General features: G+C 41.3%; 20 protein-coding genes. 11 read left to right on the forward strand and 9 right to left on the reverse strand.

Annotation, left to right across the window (positions count from 1 at the left end):
- Positions 1 to 19: 19 nt before the first annotated feature.
- The 3 genes from I6H78_RS00390 (at position 20) to radC (ending at position 3,635) form a co-directional block, all read left to right on the forward strand.
- Positions 20 to 532 (forward strand): GNAT family N-acetyltransferase, encoded by a 513-nt coding sequence (locus I6H78_RS00390; protein ID WP_198459568.1) that lies wholly within the window; start codon positions 20 to 22, stop codon positions 530 to 532.
- Between the two features lie 88 nt (positions 533 to 620).
- Positions 621 to 2,912 (forward strand): DNA helicase PcrA, encoded by a 2,292-nt coding sequence (gene pcrA, locus I6H78_RS00395; RefSeq protein WP_198459569.1) that lies wholly within the window; start codon positions 621 to 623, stop codon positions 2,910 to 2,912.
- 42 nt (positions 2,913 to 2,954) lie between these two features.
- Positions 2,955 to 3,635: a RadC family protein gene (radC, locus tag I6H78_RS00400; RefSeq protein WP_000286942.1), complete on the forward strand. Its 681-nt coding sequence runs from the start codon at positions 2,955 to 2,957 to the stop codon at positions 3,633 to 3,635.
- Here the strand turns inward: radC and I6H78_RS00405 are convergent.
- The 7 genes from I6H78_RS00405 to I6H78_RS00435 form a co-directional block, all read right to left on the reverse strand.
- Positions 3,632 to 4,321, reverse strand: coding sequence for a gamma-glutamyl-gamma-aminobutyrate hydrolase family protein (locus I6H78_RS00405; RefSeq protein ID WP_198459570.1), 690 nt, complete (start codon positions 4,319 to 4,321; stop codon positions 3,632 to 3,634). The genes radC and I6H78_RS00405 overlap by 4 nt on opposite strands.
- Before the next feature lie 15 nt (positions 4,322 to 4,336).
- Positions 4,337 to 4,978: a redox-sensing transcriptional repressor Rex gene (locus tag I6H78_RS00410; RefSeq protein WP_000653409.1), complete on the reverse strand. Its 642-nt coding sequence runs from the start codon at positions 4,976 to 4,978 to the stop codon at positions 4,337 to 4,339.
- 82 nt (positions 4,979 to 5,060) lie between these two features.
- Entirely contained in the window at positions 5,061 to 5,276 is a 216-nt protein-coding gene (locus I6H78_RS00415) for a DUF4649 family protein (RefSeq protein WP_000286094.1), read from the reverse strand.
- A gap of 6 nt (positions 5,277 to 5,282) precedes the next feature.
- The gene (locus I6H78_RS00420; protein ID WP_198459571.1) at positions 5,283 to 5,630 is read right to left on the reverse strand and encodes a DUF1831 domain-containing protein; all 348 of its coding nucleotides are present in this window, start codon (positions 5,628 to 5,630) and stop codon (positions 5,283 to 5,285) included.
- A 4-nt stretch (positions 5,631 to 5,634) separates the two neighbouring features.
- On the reverse strand, positions 5,635 to 6,750 hold the full coding sequence (locus I6H78_RS00425; protein ID WP_198459572.1) for a cysteine desulfurase family protein: 1,116 nt from the start codon (positions 6,748 to 6,750) through the stop codon (positions 5,635 to 5,637).
- A 9-nt stretch (positions 6,751 to 6,759) separates the two neighbouring features.
- Positions 6,760 to 7,719, reverse strand: coding sequence for a ribose-phosphate diphosphokinase (locus tag I6H78_RS00430; RefSeq protein WP_001283843.1), 960 nt, complete (start codon positions 7,717 to 7,719; stop codon positions 6,760 to 6,762).
- Between the two features lie 111 nt (positions 7,720 to 7,830).
- Positions 7,831 to 8,400 carry a CYTH domain-containing protein gene (locus I6H78_RS00435; RefSeq protein ID WP_198459573.1) on the reverse strand — a complete coding sequence of 190 codons (570 nt, stop codon included), beginning with the start codon at positions 8,398 to 8,400 and terminating at the stop codon, positions 7,831 to 7,833.
- 128 nt (positions 8,401 to 8,528) lie between these two features.
- On the opposite strand from I6H78_RS00435, the gene I6H78_RS00440 reads away from it, so the two are divergent.
- The 8 genes from I6H78_RS00440 (at position 8,529) to I6H78_RS00475 (ending at position 16,091) form a co-directional block, all read left to right on the forward strand.
- The gene (locus I6H78_RS00440) at positions 8,529 to 9,200 is read left to right on the forward strand and encodes a GTP diphosphokinase (RefSeq protein WP_000151555.1); all 672 of its coding nucleotides are present in this window, start codon (positions 8,529 to 8,531) and stop codon (positions 9,198 to 9,200) included.
- The gene (locus I6H78_RS00445) at positions 9,184 to 10,002 is read left to right on the forward strand and encodes an NAD kinase (protein WP_198459574.1); all 819 of its coding nucleotides are present in this window, start codon (positions 9,184 to 9,186) and stop codon (positions 10,000 to 10,002) included. The genes I6H78_RS00440 and I6H78_RS00445 overlap by 17 nt, the downstream gene beginning before the upstream one ends.
- Entirely contained in the window at positions 9,999 to 10,895 is an 897-nt protein-coding gene (locus I6H78_RS00450) for an RluA family pseudouridine synthase (RefSeq protein ID WP_198459575.1), read from the forward strand. Before I6H78_RS00445 ends, I6H78_RS00450 begins: the two co-directional genes overlap by 4 nt.
- Before the next feature lie 43 nt (positions 10,896 to 10,938).
- A complete protein-coding gene (gene pta, locus I6H78_RS00455) occupies positions 10,939 to 11,913 on the forward strand; it encodes a phosphate acetyltransferase (RefSeq protein ID WP_084859882.1) in 975 nt (324 codons plus the stop codon).
- An 82-nt stretch (positions 11,914 to 11,995) separates the two neighbouring features.
- A complete protein-coding gene (gene mutY, locus I6H78_RS00460; protein ID WP_198459576.1) occupies positions 11,996 to 13,174 on the forward strand; it encodes an A/G-specific adenine glycosylase in 1,179 nt (392 codons plus the stop codon).
- Between the two features lie 56 nt (positions 13,175 to 13,230).
- Entirely contained in the window at positions 13,231 to 13,938 is a 708-nt protein-coding gene (gene yycF, locus I6H78_RS00465; protein WP_000722058.1) for a response regulator YycF, read from the forward strand.
- Complete coding sequence (vicK, locus tag I6H78_RS00470) at positions 13,931 to 15,280, forward strand: cell wall metabolism sensor histidine kinase VicK (RefSeq protein WP_061407142.1); 1,350 nt, start codon at positions 13,931 to 13,933, stop codon at positions 15,278 to 15,280. The genes yycF and vicK overlap by 8 nt, the downstream gene beginning before the upstream one ends.
- A 1-nt stretch (position 15,281) precedes the next feature.
- Positions 15,282 to 16,091: an MBL fold metallo-hydrolase gene (locus I6H78_RS00475; RefSeq protein WP_198459577.1), complete on the forward strand. Its 810-nt coding sequence runs from the start codon at positions 15,282 to 15,284 to the stop codon at positions 16,089 to 16,091.
- A 34-nt stretch (positions 16,092 to 16,125) separates the two neighbouring features.
- On the opposite strand, the gene I6H78_RS00480 is transcribed toward I6H78_RS00475, so the two are convergent.
- Positions 16,126 to 16,473, reverse strand: a complete 348-nt coding sequence (locus I6H78_RS00480; protein ID WP_198459578.1) for a thioredoxin domain-containing protein — start codon at positions 16,471 to 16,473, stop codon at positions 16,126 to 16,128.
- A 111-nt stretch (positions 16,474 to 16,584) separates the two neighbouring features.
- Positions 16,585 to 18,303: a phospho-sugar mutase gene (locus I6H78_RS00485; protein ID WP_198459579.1), complete on the reverse strand. Its 1,719-nt coding sequence runs from the start codon at positions 18,301 to 18,303 to the stop codon at positions 16,585 to 16,587.
- Positions 18,304 to 18,351 lie beyond the last annotated feature (48 nt).

Raw genomic sequence — 18,351 nt, forward strand, 5'->3', positions numbered from 1 at the left:
TAGTTAGAAAGAGGAATATATGCCAACGATCCGAACAGTAAGGGAGTCTGATATTCTAGACCTGCTTGCTATTTATGCTCCTTATGTCCTTAATACAGCCATTACATTTGAATATGAGGTGCCAAGTGTTGAAGAATTTCAAAGAAGAATCCAAAAGACCTTGCTTAAATATCCTTATCTAGTATTAGAGGAAGAGGGCAAAATTTTGGGATATGCCTATGCTTCCACCTATTATGATAGGAGAGCCTATGATTGGTCAGTCGAAGTGTCAATTTACTTGCATCAAGAAGCCAAAGGTCGAGGGTTAGGGAGTCTACTCTATGACCGTCTGGAGGAAGAACTAGTGTCTAGGGGTTACTTACGCTTCTTAGCTTGTATTGCTTTACCGAATGATAGAAGCATTTCTCTTTACCAAAAGAGAGGCTATGAACAAGTAGCTCATTTCCCTAAGATAGGCTATAAGTTTGGAAAATGGCATGATATCGTTTGGATGCAAAAGTCATTGACTCCTCCTGATGATATGAGAGAGTAGAATTCAACACGTAACCAGTCTAGGTAAAGATATTTTCCCTAATTTCTGATATAATAGAAACATTGACTTCAAGAGTAAGGAAGAGAAAATGAACGCATTATTGAATGGAATGAATGACCGTCAGGCTGAGGCGGTGCAAACGACAGAAGGGCCATTATTGATCATGGCTGGGGCTGGTTCTGGGAAGACTCGTGTTTTAACTCACAGAATCGCCTACTTGATTGATGAAAAGATGGTCAATCCTTGGAATATTTTGGCCATTACCTTTACCAATAAGGCTGCGCGTGAGATGAAGGAGCGTGCCTATGGGCTCAATCCAGCAACCCAGGACTGTCTGATTGCGACCTTTCACTCCATGTGTGTTCGTATCCTACGTCGCGATGCGGATCATATTGGCTATAACCGAAATTTCACTATTGTGGATCCAGGTGAACAGCGAACCCTCATGAAACGCATTCTCAAGCAGTTGAACTTGGATCCGAAAAAATGGAATGAACGGACCATTTTGGGAACCATTTCTAATGCCAAAAACGATTTGATTGATGATGTGGCTTATGCTGCTCAGGCTGGCGATATGTACACGCAAATCGTGGCTCTGTGTTATACAGCCTATCAAAAAGAGCTTCGTCAGTCTGAGTCCGTTGACTTTGATGATTTGATTATGTTGACTTTGCGTCTCTTTGATCAGAATCCTGATGTCTTGACCTACTATCAGCAGAAGTTCCAGTACATTCATGTTGATGAGTACCAAGATACCAACCATGCCCAGTACCAATTGGTCAAACTTTTGGCTTCGCGCTTTAAAAATATCTGCGTGGTCGGTGATGCGGACCAGTCTATCTATGGTTGGCGTGGGGCCGATATGCAGAATATATTGGATTTTGAGAAAGATTACCCTAACGCCAAGGTCGTTTTGTTAGAGGAAAATTATCGTTCAACAAAAACCATTCTCCAAGCAGCCAACGATGTCATCAAAAACAATCAAAATCGCCGCCCCAAGAATCTCTGGACCCAGAATGCGGATGGAGAGCAGATTATTTACTATCGCGCAAATGACGAACAGGATGAGGCTGTTTTTGTAGTTAAAACTATAGATGAACTTGGTCGAACTCAAAACTTCCTCCACAAGGATTTTGCAGTTCTTTATCGGACTAATGCGCAATCCCGTACTATTGAGGAAGCCCTGCTTAAGTCCAATATTCCTTATACTATGGTCGGCGGGACCAAGTTCTACAGCCGTAAGGAAATCCGTGACATTATCGCTTATCTTAACCTCATTGCCAATTTGAGTGATAATATCAGTTTTGAGCGTATTATCAACGAACCAAAACGCGGAATTGGCCCAGGAACGGTTGAGAAAATCCGTGATTTTGCCAATATGCAAGAGATGTCGATGCTAGACGCTTCAGCCAATATCATGTTATCAGGAATCAAAGGAAAGGCAGCCCAGTCTATCTGGGATTTTGCCAATATGATTCTGGATTTGCGGGAGCAACTGGACCAATTAACCATTACAGAATTAGTTGAAGCAGTATTGGAAAAAACTGGTTATATCGATATTCTTACTGCCCAAGCGACCTTGGAGAGCAAGGCTCGAGTTGAAAATATCGAGGAATTCCTGTCCGTTACCAAGAACTTTGATGACAACCCTGATAGCCAGGAAGAAGAAACTGGTTTGGACAAACTCAGTCGATTCTTGAATGATTTGGCTTTGATTGCAGACACAGATTCAGGCAGTCAGGAGACATCGGAAGTAACCTTGATGACCTTACACGCTGCTAAGGGACTGGAGTTCCCAGTTGTCTTTATCATCGGGATGGAGGAAAATGTCTTTCCACTTAGCCGTGCAGCTGAAGATCCAGATGAACTAGAAGAAGAACGTCGTTTGGCTTATGTAGGAATTACACGCGCAGAAAAGATCCTCTATCTGACCAATGCCAACTCACGCTTGCTTTTCGGTCGTACAAACTATAATCGCCCAACTCGTTTTATCAATGAAATCAGTTCGGACTTGCTTGAGTATCAAGGTTTGGCCCGTCCAGCTAACACTAGTTTCAAAGCTTCGTATAGCAGTGGTGGAGTGGCCTTTGGTCAAGGAATGAGTTTGGCTCAGGCCCTTCAAGAACGGAAACGCAATGCCGCACCAAACTCTATCCAGTCAAGTAGTCTCCCATTTGGACAGTTTTCAGCCGGAAATGAAAAAGATTCGACTGATACAAGTTGGTCTATTGGAGATATTGCTCTCCACAAGAAGTGGGGAGAGGGAACTGTTCTAGAAGTCTCTGGTAGCGGTGCTACGCAGGAATTGAAAATCAATTTCCCAGAAGTAGGACTGAAAAAACTCCTAGCCAGTGTAGCCCCAATTGAGAAAAAAATCTAATTTTTCATCCTTCTCACGAATAATAAAGTGAGGAGGATTTTTATGTACAGTATTTCATTCCAAGAAGATTCACTCTTGCCTAGAGAAAGACTAGTTAAAGAAGGAGTAGAGGCTCTGAGCAATCAAGAATTACTAGCTATTTTGCTCAGAACGGGAACGCGTCAGGCTAATGTTTTTGAAATCGCTCAGAAAGTCTTGAATAGTTTGACCAGTCTAACCGATCTGAAAAAAATGACCCTGCAGGAATTGCAGAGTCTGTCTGGTATAGGACGGATTAAGGCTATTGAACTACAAGCAGTGATTGAACTGGGGCATCGTATTCATAAACACGAAACCCTTGAGATGGAAAGTATTCTCAGCAGTCAAAAGCTAGCCAAGAAAATGCAACAGGAACTTGGTGATAAAAAACAAGAGCACCTAGTGGCGCTCTATCTCAATACTCAAAATCAAATCATCCATCAGCAAACTATTTTTATCGGCTCTGCGACACGCAGCATCGCTGAACCACGGGAAATCCTTCACTATGCTTTGAAGCATATGGCTACCTCAGTGATTCTCGTTCACAATCATCCATCCGGTGCTGTATCTCCTAGTCGAAATGATGACCATGTCACTAAACTAGTCAAGGAAGCCTGCGAACTGATGGGGATTGTTTTCTTGGACCATTTGATTGTCTCACACTCGGATTACTTTAGTTACCGTGAAAAGACGGATTTGATTTAGAGTTCATTAACAACATAGTCAAACAACGTTTTATCTTTGGGGCGGTTTTCAAAGAGAAATTCAGGATGCCATTGAACACCAAGATAAGGGAAGCCGTCCGTAGTGGTCACAGCCTCAATAACTCCATCTTTAGGATCATGTGCTACAACCTTAAGATTTGAAGCTAAATCTTTAATGCTCTGGTGGTGGAAGGAGTTGATATGAGAGATTTCTCCATAGATCTCTCGGAGAATTGTATCAGGTTCCGTTACGAGGTGTTGTGTTGTGTATTCGGCTGAACAGTCCTGCCAATGATCCTCGATATCTTGGTGAAGCGTGCCTCCCATGGCGACATTGAAAAGTTGAGTACCCCGACAAACAGAGAAAATTGGTTTCTTCTGCTTAATCGCTTCTTTGATAAGTGCTAGTTCAAAAATATCTCTTTGAAGGTGGTAGTCATCACTATCAATAGCCTTTGGTTCACCATAGTATTTTGGATCAACATTTTGCCCACCCGTTAAGATGAGCTTATCAATGATACTGATGTAATGGGTAGCCATTTCTTGATCACCAATCGGTAGGATGATTGGAATTCCGCCAGCGTCCTTGACTCCTTCAACAAAGCCTTTTGCTGCATAGCTCATCATGATGTCATCATCTGGATGAGCTTTTTCATTTCCTGTAATCCCAATAACTGGTTTTTTCATAAATGCTTTCGCTTTCTAATCCTCTTTACGCATAAAATAGAGGAGGGTTTGGAGTTCGCTTGTCAAATCGACATACTGAACGACTACATCTTTTGGGAGGTGAAGGTGAACAGGTGAAAAACTGAGAATACCTTTTATACCTGCATCAACCAAAAGGTTAGCAACTTCTTGTGATTTAACACTTGGAACTGTTAGGATAGCAGTTTTGACATCTGCTTCTTTGATTTTTTCTTTAATCTGTGAGATACCATAGATTGGAATTCCATCAGGTGTCTGGCTTCCAACTTCTGGATGGTCATCTAGGTCAAAGGCCATGATAATTTTCATCTTGTTACGCTCGTGGAAGCGGTAGTGGAGAAGGGCATGGCCCATATTTCCGATTCCAACCAACATAACATTTGTAATTGAGTTATCATTTAGGAGATCAGCAAAAAAATTCATCAATTTTTTGACATCGTAACCAAAACCACGACGACCTAGTTCGCCAAAATAGGAAAAATCCCGACGAACGGTCGCAGAATCGATACCGATAGCCTCTGCAATTTGCTTGGAGTTGGCACGTTCGATTTTTTCTGCATGAAATCGCTTGAAAATTCGATAGTAGAGAGAGAGTCTTTTTGCTGTTGCTTTTGGAATAGCAGACTGTTTATCTTTCACAAAATCACAACCTTTCTATTCTTCTATTTTATAGAAACATTGTGAAAAAATCAACAAAAACAAGAAAAAACTAAGAAATTTCTTAGTTTTTATCTGAAAAATGAACTTGTGATAGAAAACGGTAGAGATCGCCAACCAATCCTTGATAAATCACCTTATCATTCAGCGTTAAGGAGCTGATTAGGAGAGTATCAGGTAGGGTCACACAGCCTGATAGAGATAACATAAGCTCTTCGTAATCCTTATATTCAAGTGTACGTTCTACGTGATAGTTATCTTGATAGGTAAGTCGATACATAGTCAATTATCTTTCTTCTTTAGTGAAGATACTGCGTTCTACTAAACTGTCCATGAGGAAGTAGAATTTTTCCTGATGAATGTGGTTGTCTTCTGATTTAAAGATATTAACCAAACGAAGGCCTGACTTGTCAGTGATGTTGAGTTTAGCACCTGTAAGGTTTTTGTTGATGATGATTTTTAGCTTGAAACCTTCACCGCTGTTGGGTACTTTTTCAAGTAGACGAGTTAGTTCGAAGTTTCCTACCTTTGTTTCAAAGAAAGTATTGTCTTTCAGTGTGAACTTTTTGACAGATGGGTTAAGTGTGTAGTCGTAGCGGCAGTTTTGTAGTTTAATGGTTTTTTCGAATGCCATTAGATTAATCTCCAATAATATTTTTTAAAGTTTGTGCGAGTTGTTTCAGTTCTTCCTCAGTGTTAAGAGGAGAAAGACTGATACGGACAGATTCTGTTAAACGATGTGAATCTGGTCCATAAAAAGCTTCAAGCACATGACTGGTTTGCACAATACCAGCAGTACAAGCTGAACCGGTAGAAATTGAAATTCCCTCAAGGTCTAACCGAAGTAAAAGCAAATCATTTTTCTGACCAGGAAAGCCAATGTTGACAACATAAGGTAGTTGGTGATTGCTTTCATTGAGATAGTAATCGAGACCTGCAATTTCTTCTAAAAAAGCAGATTTGAGTGCGCTTAGTTTTTGGTAATGCTCAACTTGATAATCCAGATCTTCTTTGAGAGCAGCAACCATGCCTACAATGGCTGCAAGGTTTTCTGTTCCAGCCCGTTTTTTTTGCTCTTGGTCCCCGCCGTGAAGGTAGGAATCAAAGTCCATAGATGAAGCGTAGAGGAAACCAACTCCTTTTGGTCCATGGAATTTGTGGGCAGAAGCACTAAGGAAATCAATTCCTAATTCCTCAGGATGGATAGGAATTTTCCCGATGGCTTGTACAGCATCTACATGATAAGCAGCAGGATGGTCTTTTAAAATATGTCCAATCTCAGCGATAGGTAAGAGACTCCCTGTTTCATTATTAGCATACATGGTTGAAACGAGGATGGTATCGTCACGTAAAGCTTCTTGAATTTGCTGGGCAGTTATTTCTTGATTTACTGGTTGGATGATGGTTGCTTCAAAACCAAAATGTTGAACCAGATAATCGATAGTCTCAAGCACAGAATGGTGTTCAATAGCTGTAGTAATGATATGTTTTCCACGTTCTTGATGACGGAGACAATAGCCGATAATGGCTGTATTGTTACTTTCTGTACCGCCAGATGTGAAAAAGATATGTTGAGGTTTGGTTCCTAGTAAGTGAGCTAAGTCCTGACGAGCTTCTCGTAAGAGTTTACCAGCCTGCCGACCATGACCATGAATACTAGAAGGATTACCATGAGTTTCTTTCATGACCTTGGTCATTTCTGCAATAGCTACTGCTGACATAGGAGTCGTTGCAGCATTGTCCAAATAAATCAAAGAATCACCTTATTTCTTTTTGTTGTAAGCAAAGAGTGGGCTGACTGGTTTTCTTTCATGGATGCGGACGATAGCATCTCCGATTAATTCGCTAGCAGTAATGTAGCATACATTTTCTGGAGTTCTTTCTTTGGTCGCTACGGAGTCTGTCACAAGGATTTCCTTGATGTTTGTAGCATCAAGAAGATCTGCTGCCCCTTCAACAAATAAACCGTGACTAGATACTGCATAAATCTCAGTTGCGCCTTCACGTTCAACGATTTTGGCTGCTTCAGAGAAAGTACGACCAGTATTTAGGATATCGTCAATCAAGATAGCCTTTTTGCCTTCAACATCCCCAATGATATAGCCTTCGTTACGATCAGAATCGTCTTGGGCGTAGTCAATGATAGCGATAGGAGCATCAAGATATTCAGCCAAACTACGTGCACGTTTAACACCAGAGTTCTTTGGACTGACAACAACAACATCAGAACCAAGAAGCCCTTTATCACAGTAGTGCTTAGCAAATAGAGGAACAGTATAAAGATTATCTACAGGAATATCAAAGAAACCTTGGACCTGAACAGCGTGGAGGTCCAGCGTTAGAACACGGCTTACACCAGCTTTGACAAGCATATTGGCAACCAGTTTCGCAGTGAGGGGTTCGCGAGAAGAAGCGATACGATCCTGACGCGCATAACCAAAGTAAGGAAGGACAACGTTGATACTATGTGCACTTGCGCGTACACAAGCGTCAACCATGATCAACAACTCCATCAAGTGGTTGCTAACAGGGTAGCTGGTTGACTGGATGATGTAGACATCGTAACCACGGACACTTTCTTCAATGTTGACCTGGATTTCGCCGTCAGAAAATTGTCGAGAGGATAATTTCCCGAGAGGTACACCAACTGTATCCGCAATCTTTTGAGCGATTTCATGATTAGAGTTTAGGGTGAAAAGTTTCATGTTGTTTCTATCTGACATTATAGACCGTCCTCTGTAAACTTTGCGAATCTTCTTTGAGAAACCTTTGTTTTTCAAAGCCAGATTCTTTTATTTTTATCTTTTCTATTTTACCAAAAAAAGGAGATTATTTCAGCTTTTTTTCATGCTTTTAATAAAACGAATTAATTTTGATGGAGCTTTCTGATAAGTTATCTGATTTTCATCTAAAAATCTCTTAAAATCAGCTTTCCCTTTTTCATGGTCGGTGACTTCAAGCTCGAGTTCATAGTCCGTCTGGTCAAAGTAGTGACTTTCATCTAAAGCCATTAAGCCAATCTCAGTTTTCATTTCATAACGAAGGGTTGAAAGGCAGCCTAGAACAAGCCAGTCATGGCTTTCAATACCAATCTTAGCGAGCTTCTCTAGAACGAGCCCTTGAGGTAGTTTTTGTTTTTCTAGGTATGATTCAGCTTCTGGAAGAGTTAGTTTCTGGTTGTATTCCATATTTCCTACAGTTTGAGGTAATTTCAAGGTCAACTCCGCCCAATCTGAAAAGGTGCGAAAGCGCATGGCAACCTTCTTTTCACGCAATTGGAAATCTGGCGTGTCAATGTAGTAGTTCTTCTGAAGAACGGGTTGGATATGGGAAAACTGTTTTTTTAGATGATCATATTCCTCTTTTTTCAGAAGTGTTTTCAATTCTATTTCTAAATGTTTCATTTTTTCAACCTTTTCTATATCTTTGAAAGCGATTTATGGTATAATGGACAATGTATTTATTGTATACGAATGTACTGAAAAAATCAAAGATTTTCGACAGAGCAATCAAACATTATAAGGGAGAGAGTATGACCATAGAATGGGAAGAATTTTTAGATCCTTACATTCAGGCTGTTGGTGAATTGAAGATTAAACTTCGGGGGATTCGCAAACAGTATCGTAAGCAAAACAAGCATTCTCCGATTGAGTTTGTAACGGGTCGGGTAAAACCGATTGAAAGTATTAAAGAAAAAATGGCTCGTCGAGGAATTACTTATGCAAGTCTAGAACATGATCTGCAAGATATTGCTGGTTTACGTGTCATGGTTCAGTTTGTTGATGACGTTAAAGAGGTAGTTGAGATTCTACGTAAACGCCAAGATATGAGAGTCGTTCAGGAACGAGACTATATCACTCATCGTAAGGCTTCGGGCTATCGTTCTTATCACGTGGTTGTTGAGTACACGGTTGATACGATCAACGGGGCTAAGACGATTTTGGCGGAAATTCAAATACGGACTTTAGCCATGAATTTCTGGGCTACGATTGAACACTCGCTCAATTATAAATATCAGGGCGATTTTCCAGAAGAAATCAGGAAAAGACTGGAAATCACGGCCAAAATAGCCTATCAACTGGATGAAGAAATGGGTAAGATTCGTGATGATATTCAGGAAGCGCAGGCTCTCTTTGATCCATTGAGCAGAAAACTAAACGATGGTGTAGGAAATAGTGACGATACAGATGAAGAATACAGATAAACGAGTTGACCTCATAGCAAATAGAAAGCCACAAAGTCAGAAGGTCTTGCATGAGCTGAGGGAAAAACTCAAGAAACAACATTTTATACTGAACGATACCAATCCCGACATCGTGATTTCGATTGGTGGTGACGGGATGCTTTTGTCCGCTTTCCACAAGTATGAGAATCAGTTAGACAAAGTTCGATTTGTAGGTGTTCATACAGGGCATTTGGGATTTTACACAGATTATCGTGATTTTGAGCTGGATCAGTTGGTGACCAATCTTCTGCTAGACACTGGTGCCAAAGTTTCCTATCCAGTCTTGAATGTCAAGGTAACGCTTGAAAATGGAGAAGTGAAAATCTTCCGGGCCTTAAATGAAGCGAGTATCCGTCGATCAGACCGGACCATGGTGGCAGATATCATCATTAACCATGTTCCGTTCGAGCGATTTCGTGGAGATGGAGTGACTGTTTCAACGCCGACGGGAAGTACTGCCTACAACAAGTCCTTGGGTGGAGCTGTCTTGCATCCGACCATTGAAGCCTTGCAGTTGACAGAGATAGCAAGTCTTAACAACCGAGTCTATCGCACTTTGGGTTCATCAATCATTATCCCTAAAAAAGATAAGATTGAACTATTACCGACACGCAATGATTACCATACGATATCAGTCGATAACAGCGTCTATTCTTTCCGTAATATCGAACGGATTGAGTATCAAATCGACCATCACAAGATTCACTTCGTAGCGACTCCAAGCCACACTAGTTTCTGGAATCGTGTCAAAGATGCCTTCATCGGCGAGGTGGATGAATGAGGTTCGAATTTACCGCAGATGACCACGTCAAAGTTAAAACTTTCCTCAAGAAACATGAGGTTTCTAAGGGACTTTTGGCTAAGATTAAGTTTCGAGGTGGGGCTATTCTGGTCAATGGCCAACCTCAAAATGCGACTTATCTCTTAGATGTTGGAGACAGGGTAACTATTGATATTCCAGCAGAGGAAGAATTTGAGAGCCTTGAAGCTATTGATCGACCACTTGATATCTTGTATGAGGATGATCATTTTCTGGTTTTGAATAAACCTTATGGAGTAGCTTCCATCCCCAGTGTCAATCATTCCAACACCATTGCCAATTTTATCAAGGGCTACTATGTCAAGCAAAACTATGAAAACCAGCAAGTTCACATCGTGACTAGGCTTGATAGAGATACTTCTGGTTTGATGCTTTTTGCCAAGCACGGCTACGCTCATGCACGTTTAGACAAGCAGTTACAACGAAAGTCTATCGAGAAACGTTACTTTGCTTTGGTTAAGGGAGCTGGTGTCTTGGAGCCTGAAGGGGAGATTATTGCCCCGATTGCGCGTGATATGGACTCCATTATCACGAGACGGGTTGCAAAAGGTGGGAAATACGCCCATACGTCTTATAAAGTTGTAGCGTCTTATGGAAATATTCACCTAGTCGATATTCGCCTGCATACTGGACGAACTCATCAGATCCGAGTGCATTTTTCTCACATCGGTTTTCCTCTTTTAGGAGACGATCTCTATGGAGGAAGTTTAGACGACGGCATTCAACGTCAAGCTCTGCATTGCCATTATTTATCTTTTTATCATCCTTTTCTAGAGCAAGATTTGCAATTAGAAAGCCCCTTACCGGATGATTTCAGCAATCTTATTACTCAGTTATCAACTAATACTCTTTAAAATCTATTTGGAGTATAATTTATTTTCTTAAAGGAGAAAACTCATGGAAGTTTTTGAAAGTCTCAAAGCCAACCTGGTTGGCAAAAATGCTCGTATCGTTCTCCCTGAAGGGGAAGAGCCACGTATTCTTCAAGCGACAAAACGCTTGGTAAAAGAAACAGAAGTAATTCCTGTTTTGCTTGGAAACCCTGAAAAAATTAAAATTTATCTTGAAATTGAAGGGATCATGGATGGTTATGAAGTGATTGATCCCCAACATTATCCTCAATTCGAAGAAATGGTTGCTGCCTTAGTAGAGCGTCGTAAGGGCAAAATGACTGAAGAAGAAGCGCGCAAAGTTTTGGTTGAAGATGTCAACTACTTTGGTGTGATGCTAGTCTACTTGGGCTTGGTTGACGGTATGGTATCTGGTGCGATTCACTCAACTGCCTCAACAGTTCGCCCGGCCCTACAAATCATTAAAACTCGTCCAAACGTAACTCGTACTTCAGGTGCCTTCCTTATGGTACGTGGGACAGAACGTTACCTATTTGGAGACTGTGCCATTAACATCAATCCAGATGCAGAAGCCTTGGCTGAAATTGCGATCAACTCAGCAATCACAGCTAAGATGTTTGGTATTGAACCTAAAATTGCTATGCTAAGCTATTCTACTAAAGGTTCAGGATTTGGTGAAAGTGTTGATAAGGTCGTAGAAGCAACTAAAATTGCTCACGACTTGCGTCCCGACCTTGAGATTGATGGTGAGTTGCAATTTGACGCTGCCTTTGTTCCTGAAACTGCAGCTCTTAAAGCTCCAGGAAGTAATGTAGCTGGTCAAGCAAATGTCTTTATCTTCCCAGGTATCGAAGCAGGAAATATTGGGTACAAGATGGCAGAACGTCTCGGTGGTTTTGCGGCTGTAGGACCTGTTTTGCAAGGTTTGAACAAACCTGTTAACGACCTTTCTCGTGGATGTAATGCAGATGATGTGTACAAGTTGACCCTTATCACAGCAGCTCAAGCAGTTCATCAATAAGATTTAGTCCTCTTTCCCATGGGAAGAGGCTTTTTAGTACTGAGAAAAGGACAGTTAGAAGCTTCTATGTTATACTAGATATATGTTAGATTTGAAAGAATACGGTATCGTCATGTGGCCAGAGGAGAAGATTATTTCTTTTCGTGAAAAACTCCTCAACTGGTATGATGAAAACAAGCGAGATTTACCATGGCGTAGAAGTAAAAATCCTTATCACATCTGGGTATCTGAAATCATGCTCCAGCAGACCAGAGTGGATACAGTTATTCCATACTACGAACGATTCTTGGACTGGTTTCCAACTGTTGAAAGTCTGGCGAATGCCCCTGAAGAGCGTCTGCTGAAGGCTTGGGAGGGTTTGGGCTATTATTCTCGAGTACGCAATATGCAGGCTGCAGCGCAGCAGATTATGACTGACTTTGGGGGTCAATTTCCAAACACCTATGAAGGCATTTCTAGTTTAAAAGGGATTGGCCCTTACACTGCGGGAGCTATTTCCAGTATCGCTTTTAATTTGCCTGAGCCAGCGGTTGATGGCAATGTCATGCGGGTTTTGGCACGCTTGTTTGAGGTTAATCATGATATCGGAGTTCCCAGCAATCGAAAGATTTTCCAATCCATGATGGAAATCTTGATTGACCCGAAACGACCAGGTGACTTTAACCAAGCTCTGATGGATTTAGGGTCTGACATAGAGGCTCCAGTTAACCCTCGACCAGAAGAAAGCCCTGTTAAGGACTTTAGCGCAGCCTATCAGAATGGCACCATGGGTCGTTATCCGATTAAAGAACCCAAGAAAAAGCCTCTCCCAATTTATCTCAAGGCTTTAGTTGTACGCAATGACCGTGGTCAATATCTACTTGAAAAAAATGAAAGCGAGAAACTACTAGCTGGTTTTTGGCATTTCCCACTGATTGAAGTTGACGATTTTTCAAGTGATGACAATCAACTAGATCTCTTTTCACAAGTCACAGAGGAAAGCAGAGTATTTGGGCCAAGTCCTCAAGAAAACTTTGAGCAAGATTATGATTTAGAAGTGAATTGGTCCCAGCAAGTATTTGACCAGGTCAAGCATGTTTTTAGTCATCGGAAATGGCATATTCAAATTCTAGCTGGTCAAGTGTCGGAAACAAAACAGTTTTCGGACAGAGAAATTCGCTGGATTTCTCCTCAGGAGTTTTCTGACTATCCACTTGCGAAACCTCAACAAAAAATTTGGCAGGCTTATAAAACAACTCTTGAAGATGAAGGCTTACAGTAGCCATTTGTGCCTTCTTTGCATTTTTTTGTTATAATAGATAGAGAAAAGGTGATAAAATGAAAAAAATATTAATTGTAGATGATGAGAAACCAATCTCAGATATTATTAAGTTTAATATGGCCAAGGAAGGTTATGAAGTTGTTACAGCCTTCAATGGTCGTGAGGCAATCGAGCTATTTGAAGCTGAGCAACCAGATATTATTATCCTTGACTTGATGCTACCTGAAATCGATGGTTTAGAAGTTGCTAAAGCTATTCGTAAGACTAGTAGCGTGCCGATTATCATGCTATCAGCTAAGGATAGCGAGTTTGACAAGGTTATTGGTTTAGAGTTAGGTGCAGATGATTATGTTACAAAACCTTTCTCAAATCGTGAGTTGCAGGCTCGTGTCAAGGCCCTGCTTCGTCGTACAGACCTGGTTTCAGTAGATAGCCAAGAGTCTGATGAGAAGAAGACGCAGCCTTTACAAATTGGTGATTTGGAAATCGTTCCAGATGCTTACGTGGCTAAGAAATATGGTGAGGAATTAGATTTGACCCACCGTGAGTTTGAACTTTTGTATCACTTGGCATCTCATATTGGTCAAGTGATTACGCGTGAACACTTGCTTGAGACTGTATGGGGATATGACTATTTTGGTGATGTTCGTACAGTGGACGTGACCATTAGACGCTTGCGTGAGAAAATAGAAGATACTCCAAGTCGTCCAGAGTACATTCTCACACGTCGTGGTGTTGGATACTATATGAGAAATAATGATTGAAGATATTAGACAAACTATTCTGACCAGCGATTTTATTTTTATCTTGATTTTACTGGGCTTTATCCTGGTGGTGACCTTGCTGTTACTGGAAAATCGTCGGGATAATATCCGTCTGAAGGAGATAAATCAAAAGGTTAAGGACTTGATTGCAGGTGATTATTCTCAAGTTTTGGACTTACAGGGCAGTACAGAAATCACCAATATTACCAATAACCTTAATGATTTGTCAGAAGTTATTCGTTTGACCCAAGAAAATCTGGAACAAGAGAGTAAAAGACTGCATAGTATTCTTTCTTACATGACAGATGGAGTGCTTGCGACTAATCGCCGTGGGCAGATTACCATGATTAACGACATGGCCAAGAAACAATTAGGTGTGCAGAAAGAGGATGTCCTTAACAAAAGCATTTTAGAATTGCTTAAGATAGAGGATGAGTATGAACTGCGTGACCTGATTACACAGATTCCTGAGTTGATGATTGATTCCCAAGATGTGAATGGTGAATTCCTGAGCCTTCGTGTACGTTTCGCTTTGGTTCGCCGTGAGTCTGGATTCATCTCGGGTTTGGTTGCCGTTTTACATGATACAACCGAGCAGGAGAAGGAAGAACGCGAACGGAGACTCTTCGTTTCAAACGTGAGTCATGAGCTGAGAACTCCTTTGACCAGTGTTAAATCTTATCTTGAAGCCTTGGACGAGGGAGCCTTGTATGATCCTGTAGCCCCTGATTTTATCAAGGTTTCACTCGATGAAACCAACCGTATGATGCGGATGGTGACAGATCTCTTGCATCTCTCTCGTATTGATAATGCGACTACTCAGTTGGATGTGGAGTTGATTAACTTTACGGCCTTCATCACCTTTATTCTCAACCGCTTTGATAAGATGAGAAGTCAGGATGACGAGAAAAAATATGAACTTGTTAGAGATTACCCAATAAACTCAGTTTGGATTGAGATTGATACCGATAAGATGACTCAGGTGATTGATAATATTCTTAACAATGCCATTAAGTACTCACCAGATGGTGGCAAAATTACTGTTAGCATGAAGACCACTGACGACCAGATGATTTTATCCATCAAAGACCAAGGTTTAGGTATTCCAAAGCAAGATTTGCCGAAGATTTTTGACCGCTTCTACCGTGTGGATCGTGCAAGAAGCCGGGCTCAAGGTGGTACCGGTCTAGGTCTGGCTATCGCAAAAGAAATCATTAAACAACACAATGGCTTTATTTGGGCCAAAAGTGAATACGGTAAGGGCTCAACCTTTACCATTGTGCTCCCTTATGATAAGGATGCCGTAAAAGAAGAAATATGGGAGGACGAAATAGAAGACTAGAATGAGTGAAAAAGGCTTTAAATACAGTATCTTAGCGTCAGGTTCCAGTGGAAATTCCTTTTATCTGGAAACCCCAAAAAAGAAAATCCTAATAGATGCGGGCTTGTCTGGTAAGAAAATTACAAGTCTGCTAGCTGAAATCAATCGCAAACCTGAAGATCTGGATGCGATTCTGATTACGCATGAGCACTCAGACCATATCCATGGGGTCGGTGTCTTGGCTCGCAAATATGGTATGGATCTTTACGCCAATGAAAAGACTTGGCAGGCTATGGAAAATAGCAGGTATCTTGGCAAGGTTGATTCTTCGCAAAAGCATATCTTTGAAATGGGTAAAACCAAAACCTTTGGCGATATCGATATTGAGAGTTTTGGTGTCAGCCATGATGCAGTTGCACCCCAGTTTTACCGATTTATGAAAGACGACAAGAGTTTTGTCGTGTTGACCGATACAGGCTATGTAAGTGACCGTATGGCTGGAATAGTCGAAAATGCGGATGGCTATCTTATTGAGTCAAACCATGATGTAGAGATTTTGCGAGCAGGATCTTATGCATGGCGACTCAAACAGCGAATTCTATCGGATCTCGGTCACCTTTCTAACGAGGATGGTGCTGAGGCCATGATTCGTGCAATGGGAAATCGGACTAAGAAAATCTATCTTGGGCATTTATCCAAGGAGAACAATATCAAGGAGCTGGCTCATATGACTATGGTAAACCAGCTAGCGCAAGCTGATCTGGGAGTCGGAGTAGACTTTAAGGTTTATGATACCTCACCAGATACTGCAACACCATTAACAGATATATAAAAAGAAGGCGGGTGCCTTCTTTTTTATATATCTTTTACAATCCTGCAAATTCTTTGATTTCTTGTGCTGACATGGAAGAGTCGCAACGGACCTTGATTTGGCCATCTGCAATGTGAACAAATCCTGGTACGGTTGGAATTCCATAGCGTGAACGGAATTCTTGTAACTCATTGAGTTGACTTGGTTCTTCACTGTTGATGAAGTAGATGTGGGCTTTGGTTTCATCTACGACACCTGCCAATGTGCCTGCAAATTTACGGCAGTAAGGGCAAGTTTTACGGCCAATAAAGAAGGTTGCTGTTTCTTTATTATCGAGTGTTTCTTGTGCACGCGCAACTGTAGTGACTTCAAGGTCTTTGATGTTTTCTAAAAATTGTTCCATGAGATTACCTCGCTTTCATTGATAAGTCTAGTATGCCATAAAGTTTCTAAAAATGCTTAGATTTGATACGAAAAAAAGATGAGATTGGTTGGTCTCATCTTTTATAATTTCTTATTTAACAAAAGCATTGATTTCTGCTTCGATGTTGGCAATCTTAGCTTGTGAATCTTCATTACTTTCACCCACAACGGCAATGTAGAATTTGATTTTTGGTTCAGTACCAGAAGGGCGAACAGCAATCCATGAACCGTCAGCAAGTGTATATTTCAATACATCACTTGGAGGAGTTGTCAAGTTTGTAACAGTACCATCAGCAGCAGTAGCAGTTTGAGCCTTGAAGTCTTCTACGACAGTGATAGCTGTTGCGTTCCATTCTTTTGGAGCATTGTTACGGAACTTAGCCATGATTTCCTTGATTTGTTCTGCACCATCAACACCAGAAAGGGTCACAGAGATGGTCTTTTCAGCGTAGTATCCGTATTCTTTGTAGATTTCTTCGATACCGTCTGCAAGTGTCAAACCACGTGAACGGTAGTAGGCAGCAAGTTCAGCAACGACAAGAACAGCTTGGATAGCGTCTTTATCACGCACGAACGGTTTGATCAAGTAACCGAAGCTTTCTTCAAATCCCATCATGTAGGTGTGGTTGTGCTTTTCTTCGAATTCTTGAATCTTTTCAGCGATAAATTTGAAACCAGTCAAGACGTTGAACATAGTTGCGCCGTAGCTCTCAGCAATCTTCGTTACCAAGTCAGTTGATACGATTGATTTGCAGAGGGCTGCATTTTCAGGAAGAGTTCCAGCGTTTTTGTGGGCTTCCAAGATGTATTTAGCCATGATAGCACCGATTTGGTTACCTGAGAGGTTGAGGTAGCTGCCATCTTTTTGAAGAACTTCAACACCAACACGGTCAGCGTCAGGGTCAGTCGCGACAAGAACGTCTGCACCAACTTGACGACCAAGTTCTTCAGCAAGGGCAAAGGCTGCCTGGCTTTCTGGGTTTGGAGACTTAACAGTTGAGAAGTCAGGGTCAGCTGTTGCTTGCGCTTCAACGACTTGAACTGAGTCAAATCCTGCTTGGGCAAGAGCACGACGAGCCAACATTTCACCCGTACCATGAAGTGGTGTGTAGACAATCTTCATGTCTTTACCGAATTCTTCAATCAATGTTGGGTTGATGTTTACGTCCTTAACTTCTTTAAGATATTCAACATCGACAGCTTCGCCAATGACTTCAATCAAACCAGAAGCTTTTTCTGCTTCGACATCAGCAACTTCCACAGCGAATGGATTTTCGATTGCACGAATGTAAGTTGTCAAAGCATCTGCATCATGTGGAGGCATTTGTCCACCGTCTTCTCCATAAACCTTGTAACCGTTAAATGGAGCAGGGTTATGGCTAGCAGTAATCATGATACCTGCAAAACAGTTGAGGTGACGAACAGCGAATGAGAGTTCTGGAGTTGGACGGAGGCTTTCAAATACGTAAGATTTGATACCGTGTTTAGCAAGAACTGCCGCAGATTCAAAGGCAAACTCAGGTGAGAAGTGACGGCTATCGTAGGCAATTGCCACACCACGTTCTTTTTCATTTCTACCTTTTGATTCAATCAAACGAGCCAAACCTTCGGTAGCTTGACGAACAACGTAGATGTTGATGCGGTTTGTACCAGCACCGATCAAACCACGCATACCAGCAGTACCAAATTCAAGATTGGTATAAAAGGCATCTTCCTTCGTTTTTTCGTCCATATTTTCCAAATCTTGGCGAAGGTAGTCTGGAAGGTCAGCAAAATCGACCCATTTTTGATAATTTTCTTGGTAAGTCATAGAGTGTCTCCTTTGTTTATTTGCTTTAATCGCTTTCATTATATCACG

Source organism: Streptococcus oralis, from assembly GCF_016127915.1.
Taxonomy (GTDB): Bacteria; Bacillota; Bacilli; order Lactobacillales; family Streptococcaceae; genus Streptococcus; species Streptococcus oralis_BO.

Excerpts from the sequence above, each read along its gene's own strand:
- I6H78_RS00405 (WP_198459570.1), bottom strand. The coding sequence starts at position 4,321 with ATGAAAAAACCAGTTATTGGGATTACAGGAAATGAAAAAGCTCATCCA.
- mutY (WP_198459576.1), top strand. The coding sequence starts at position 11,996 with ATGTTAGATTTGAAAGAATACGGTATCGTCATGTGGCCAGAGGAGAAG.
- I6H78_RS00435 (WP_198459573.1), bottom strand. The coding sequence starts at position 8,400 with ATGAAACATTTAGAAATAGAATTGAAAACACTTCTGAAAAAAGAGGAA.
- I6H78_RS00420 (WP_198459571.1), bottom strand. The coding sequence starts at position 5,630 with ATGGCATTCGAAAAAACCATTAAACTACAAAACTGCCGCTACGACTAC.
- pcrA (WP_198459569.1), top strand. The coding sequence starts at position 621 with ATGAACGCATTATTGAATGGAATGAATGACCGTCAGGCTGAGGCGGTG.
- I6H78_RS00475 (WP_198459577.1), top strand. The coding sequence starts at position 15,282 with ATGAGTGAAAAAGGCTTTAAATACAGTATCTTAGCGTCAGGTTCCAGT.
- I6H78_RS00390 (WP_198459568.1), top strand. The coding sequence starts at position 20 with ATGCCAACGATCCGAACAGTAAGGGAGTCTGATATTCTAGACCTGCTT.
- I6H78_RS00480 (WP_198459578.1), bottom strand. The coding sequence starts at position 16,473 with ATGGAACAATTTTTAGAAAACATCAAAGACCTTGAAGTCACTACAGTT.
- yycF (WP_000722058.1), top strand. The coding sequence starts at position 13,231 with ATGAAAAAAATATTAATTGTAGATGATGAGAAACCAATCTCAGATATT.
- pta (WP_084859882.1), top strand. The coding sequence starts at position 10,939 with ATGGAAGTTTTTGAAAGTCTCAAAGCCAACCTGGTTGGCAAAAATGCT.
- I6H78_RS00485 (WP_198459579.1), bottom strand. The coding sequence starts at position 18,303 with ATGACTTACCAAGAAAATTATCAAAAATGGGTCGATTTTGCTGACCTT.
- I6H78_RS00445 (WP_198459574.1), top strand. The coding sequence starts at position 9,184 with ATGAAGAATACAGATAAACGAGTTGACCTCATAGCAAATAGAAAGCCA.
- I6H78_RS00440 (WP_000151555.1), top strand. The coding sequence starts at position 8,529 with ATGACCATAGAATGGGAAGAATTTTTAGATCCTTACATTCAGGCTGTT.
- I6H78_RS00430 (WP_001283843.1), bottom strand. The coding sequence starts at position 7,719 with ATGTCAGATAGAAACAACATGAAACTTTTCACCCTAAACTCTAATCAT.
- I6H78_RS00450 (WP_198459575.1), top strand. The coding sequence starts at position 9,999 with ATGAGGTTCGAATTTACCGCAGATGACCACGTCAAAGTTAAAACTTTC.
- vicK (WP_061407142.1), top strand. The coding sequence starts at position 13,931 with ATGATTGAAGATATTAGACAAACTATTCTGACCAGCGATTTTATTTTT.
- radC (WP_000286942.1), top strand. The coding sequence starts at position 2,955 with ATGTACAGTATTTCATTCCAAGAAGATTCACTCTTGCCTAGAGAAAGA.
- I6H78_RS00415 (WP_000286094.1), bottom strand. The coding sequence starts at position 5,276 with ATGTATCGACTTACCTATCAAGATAACTATCACGTAGAACGTACACTT.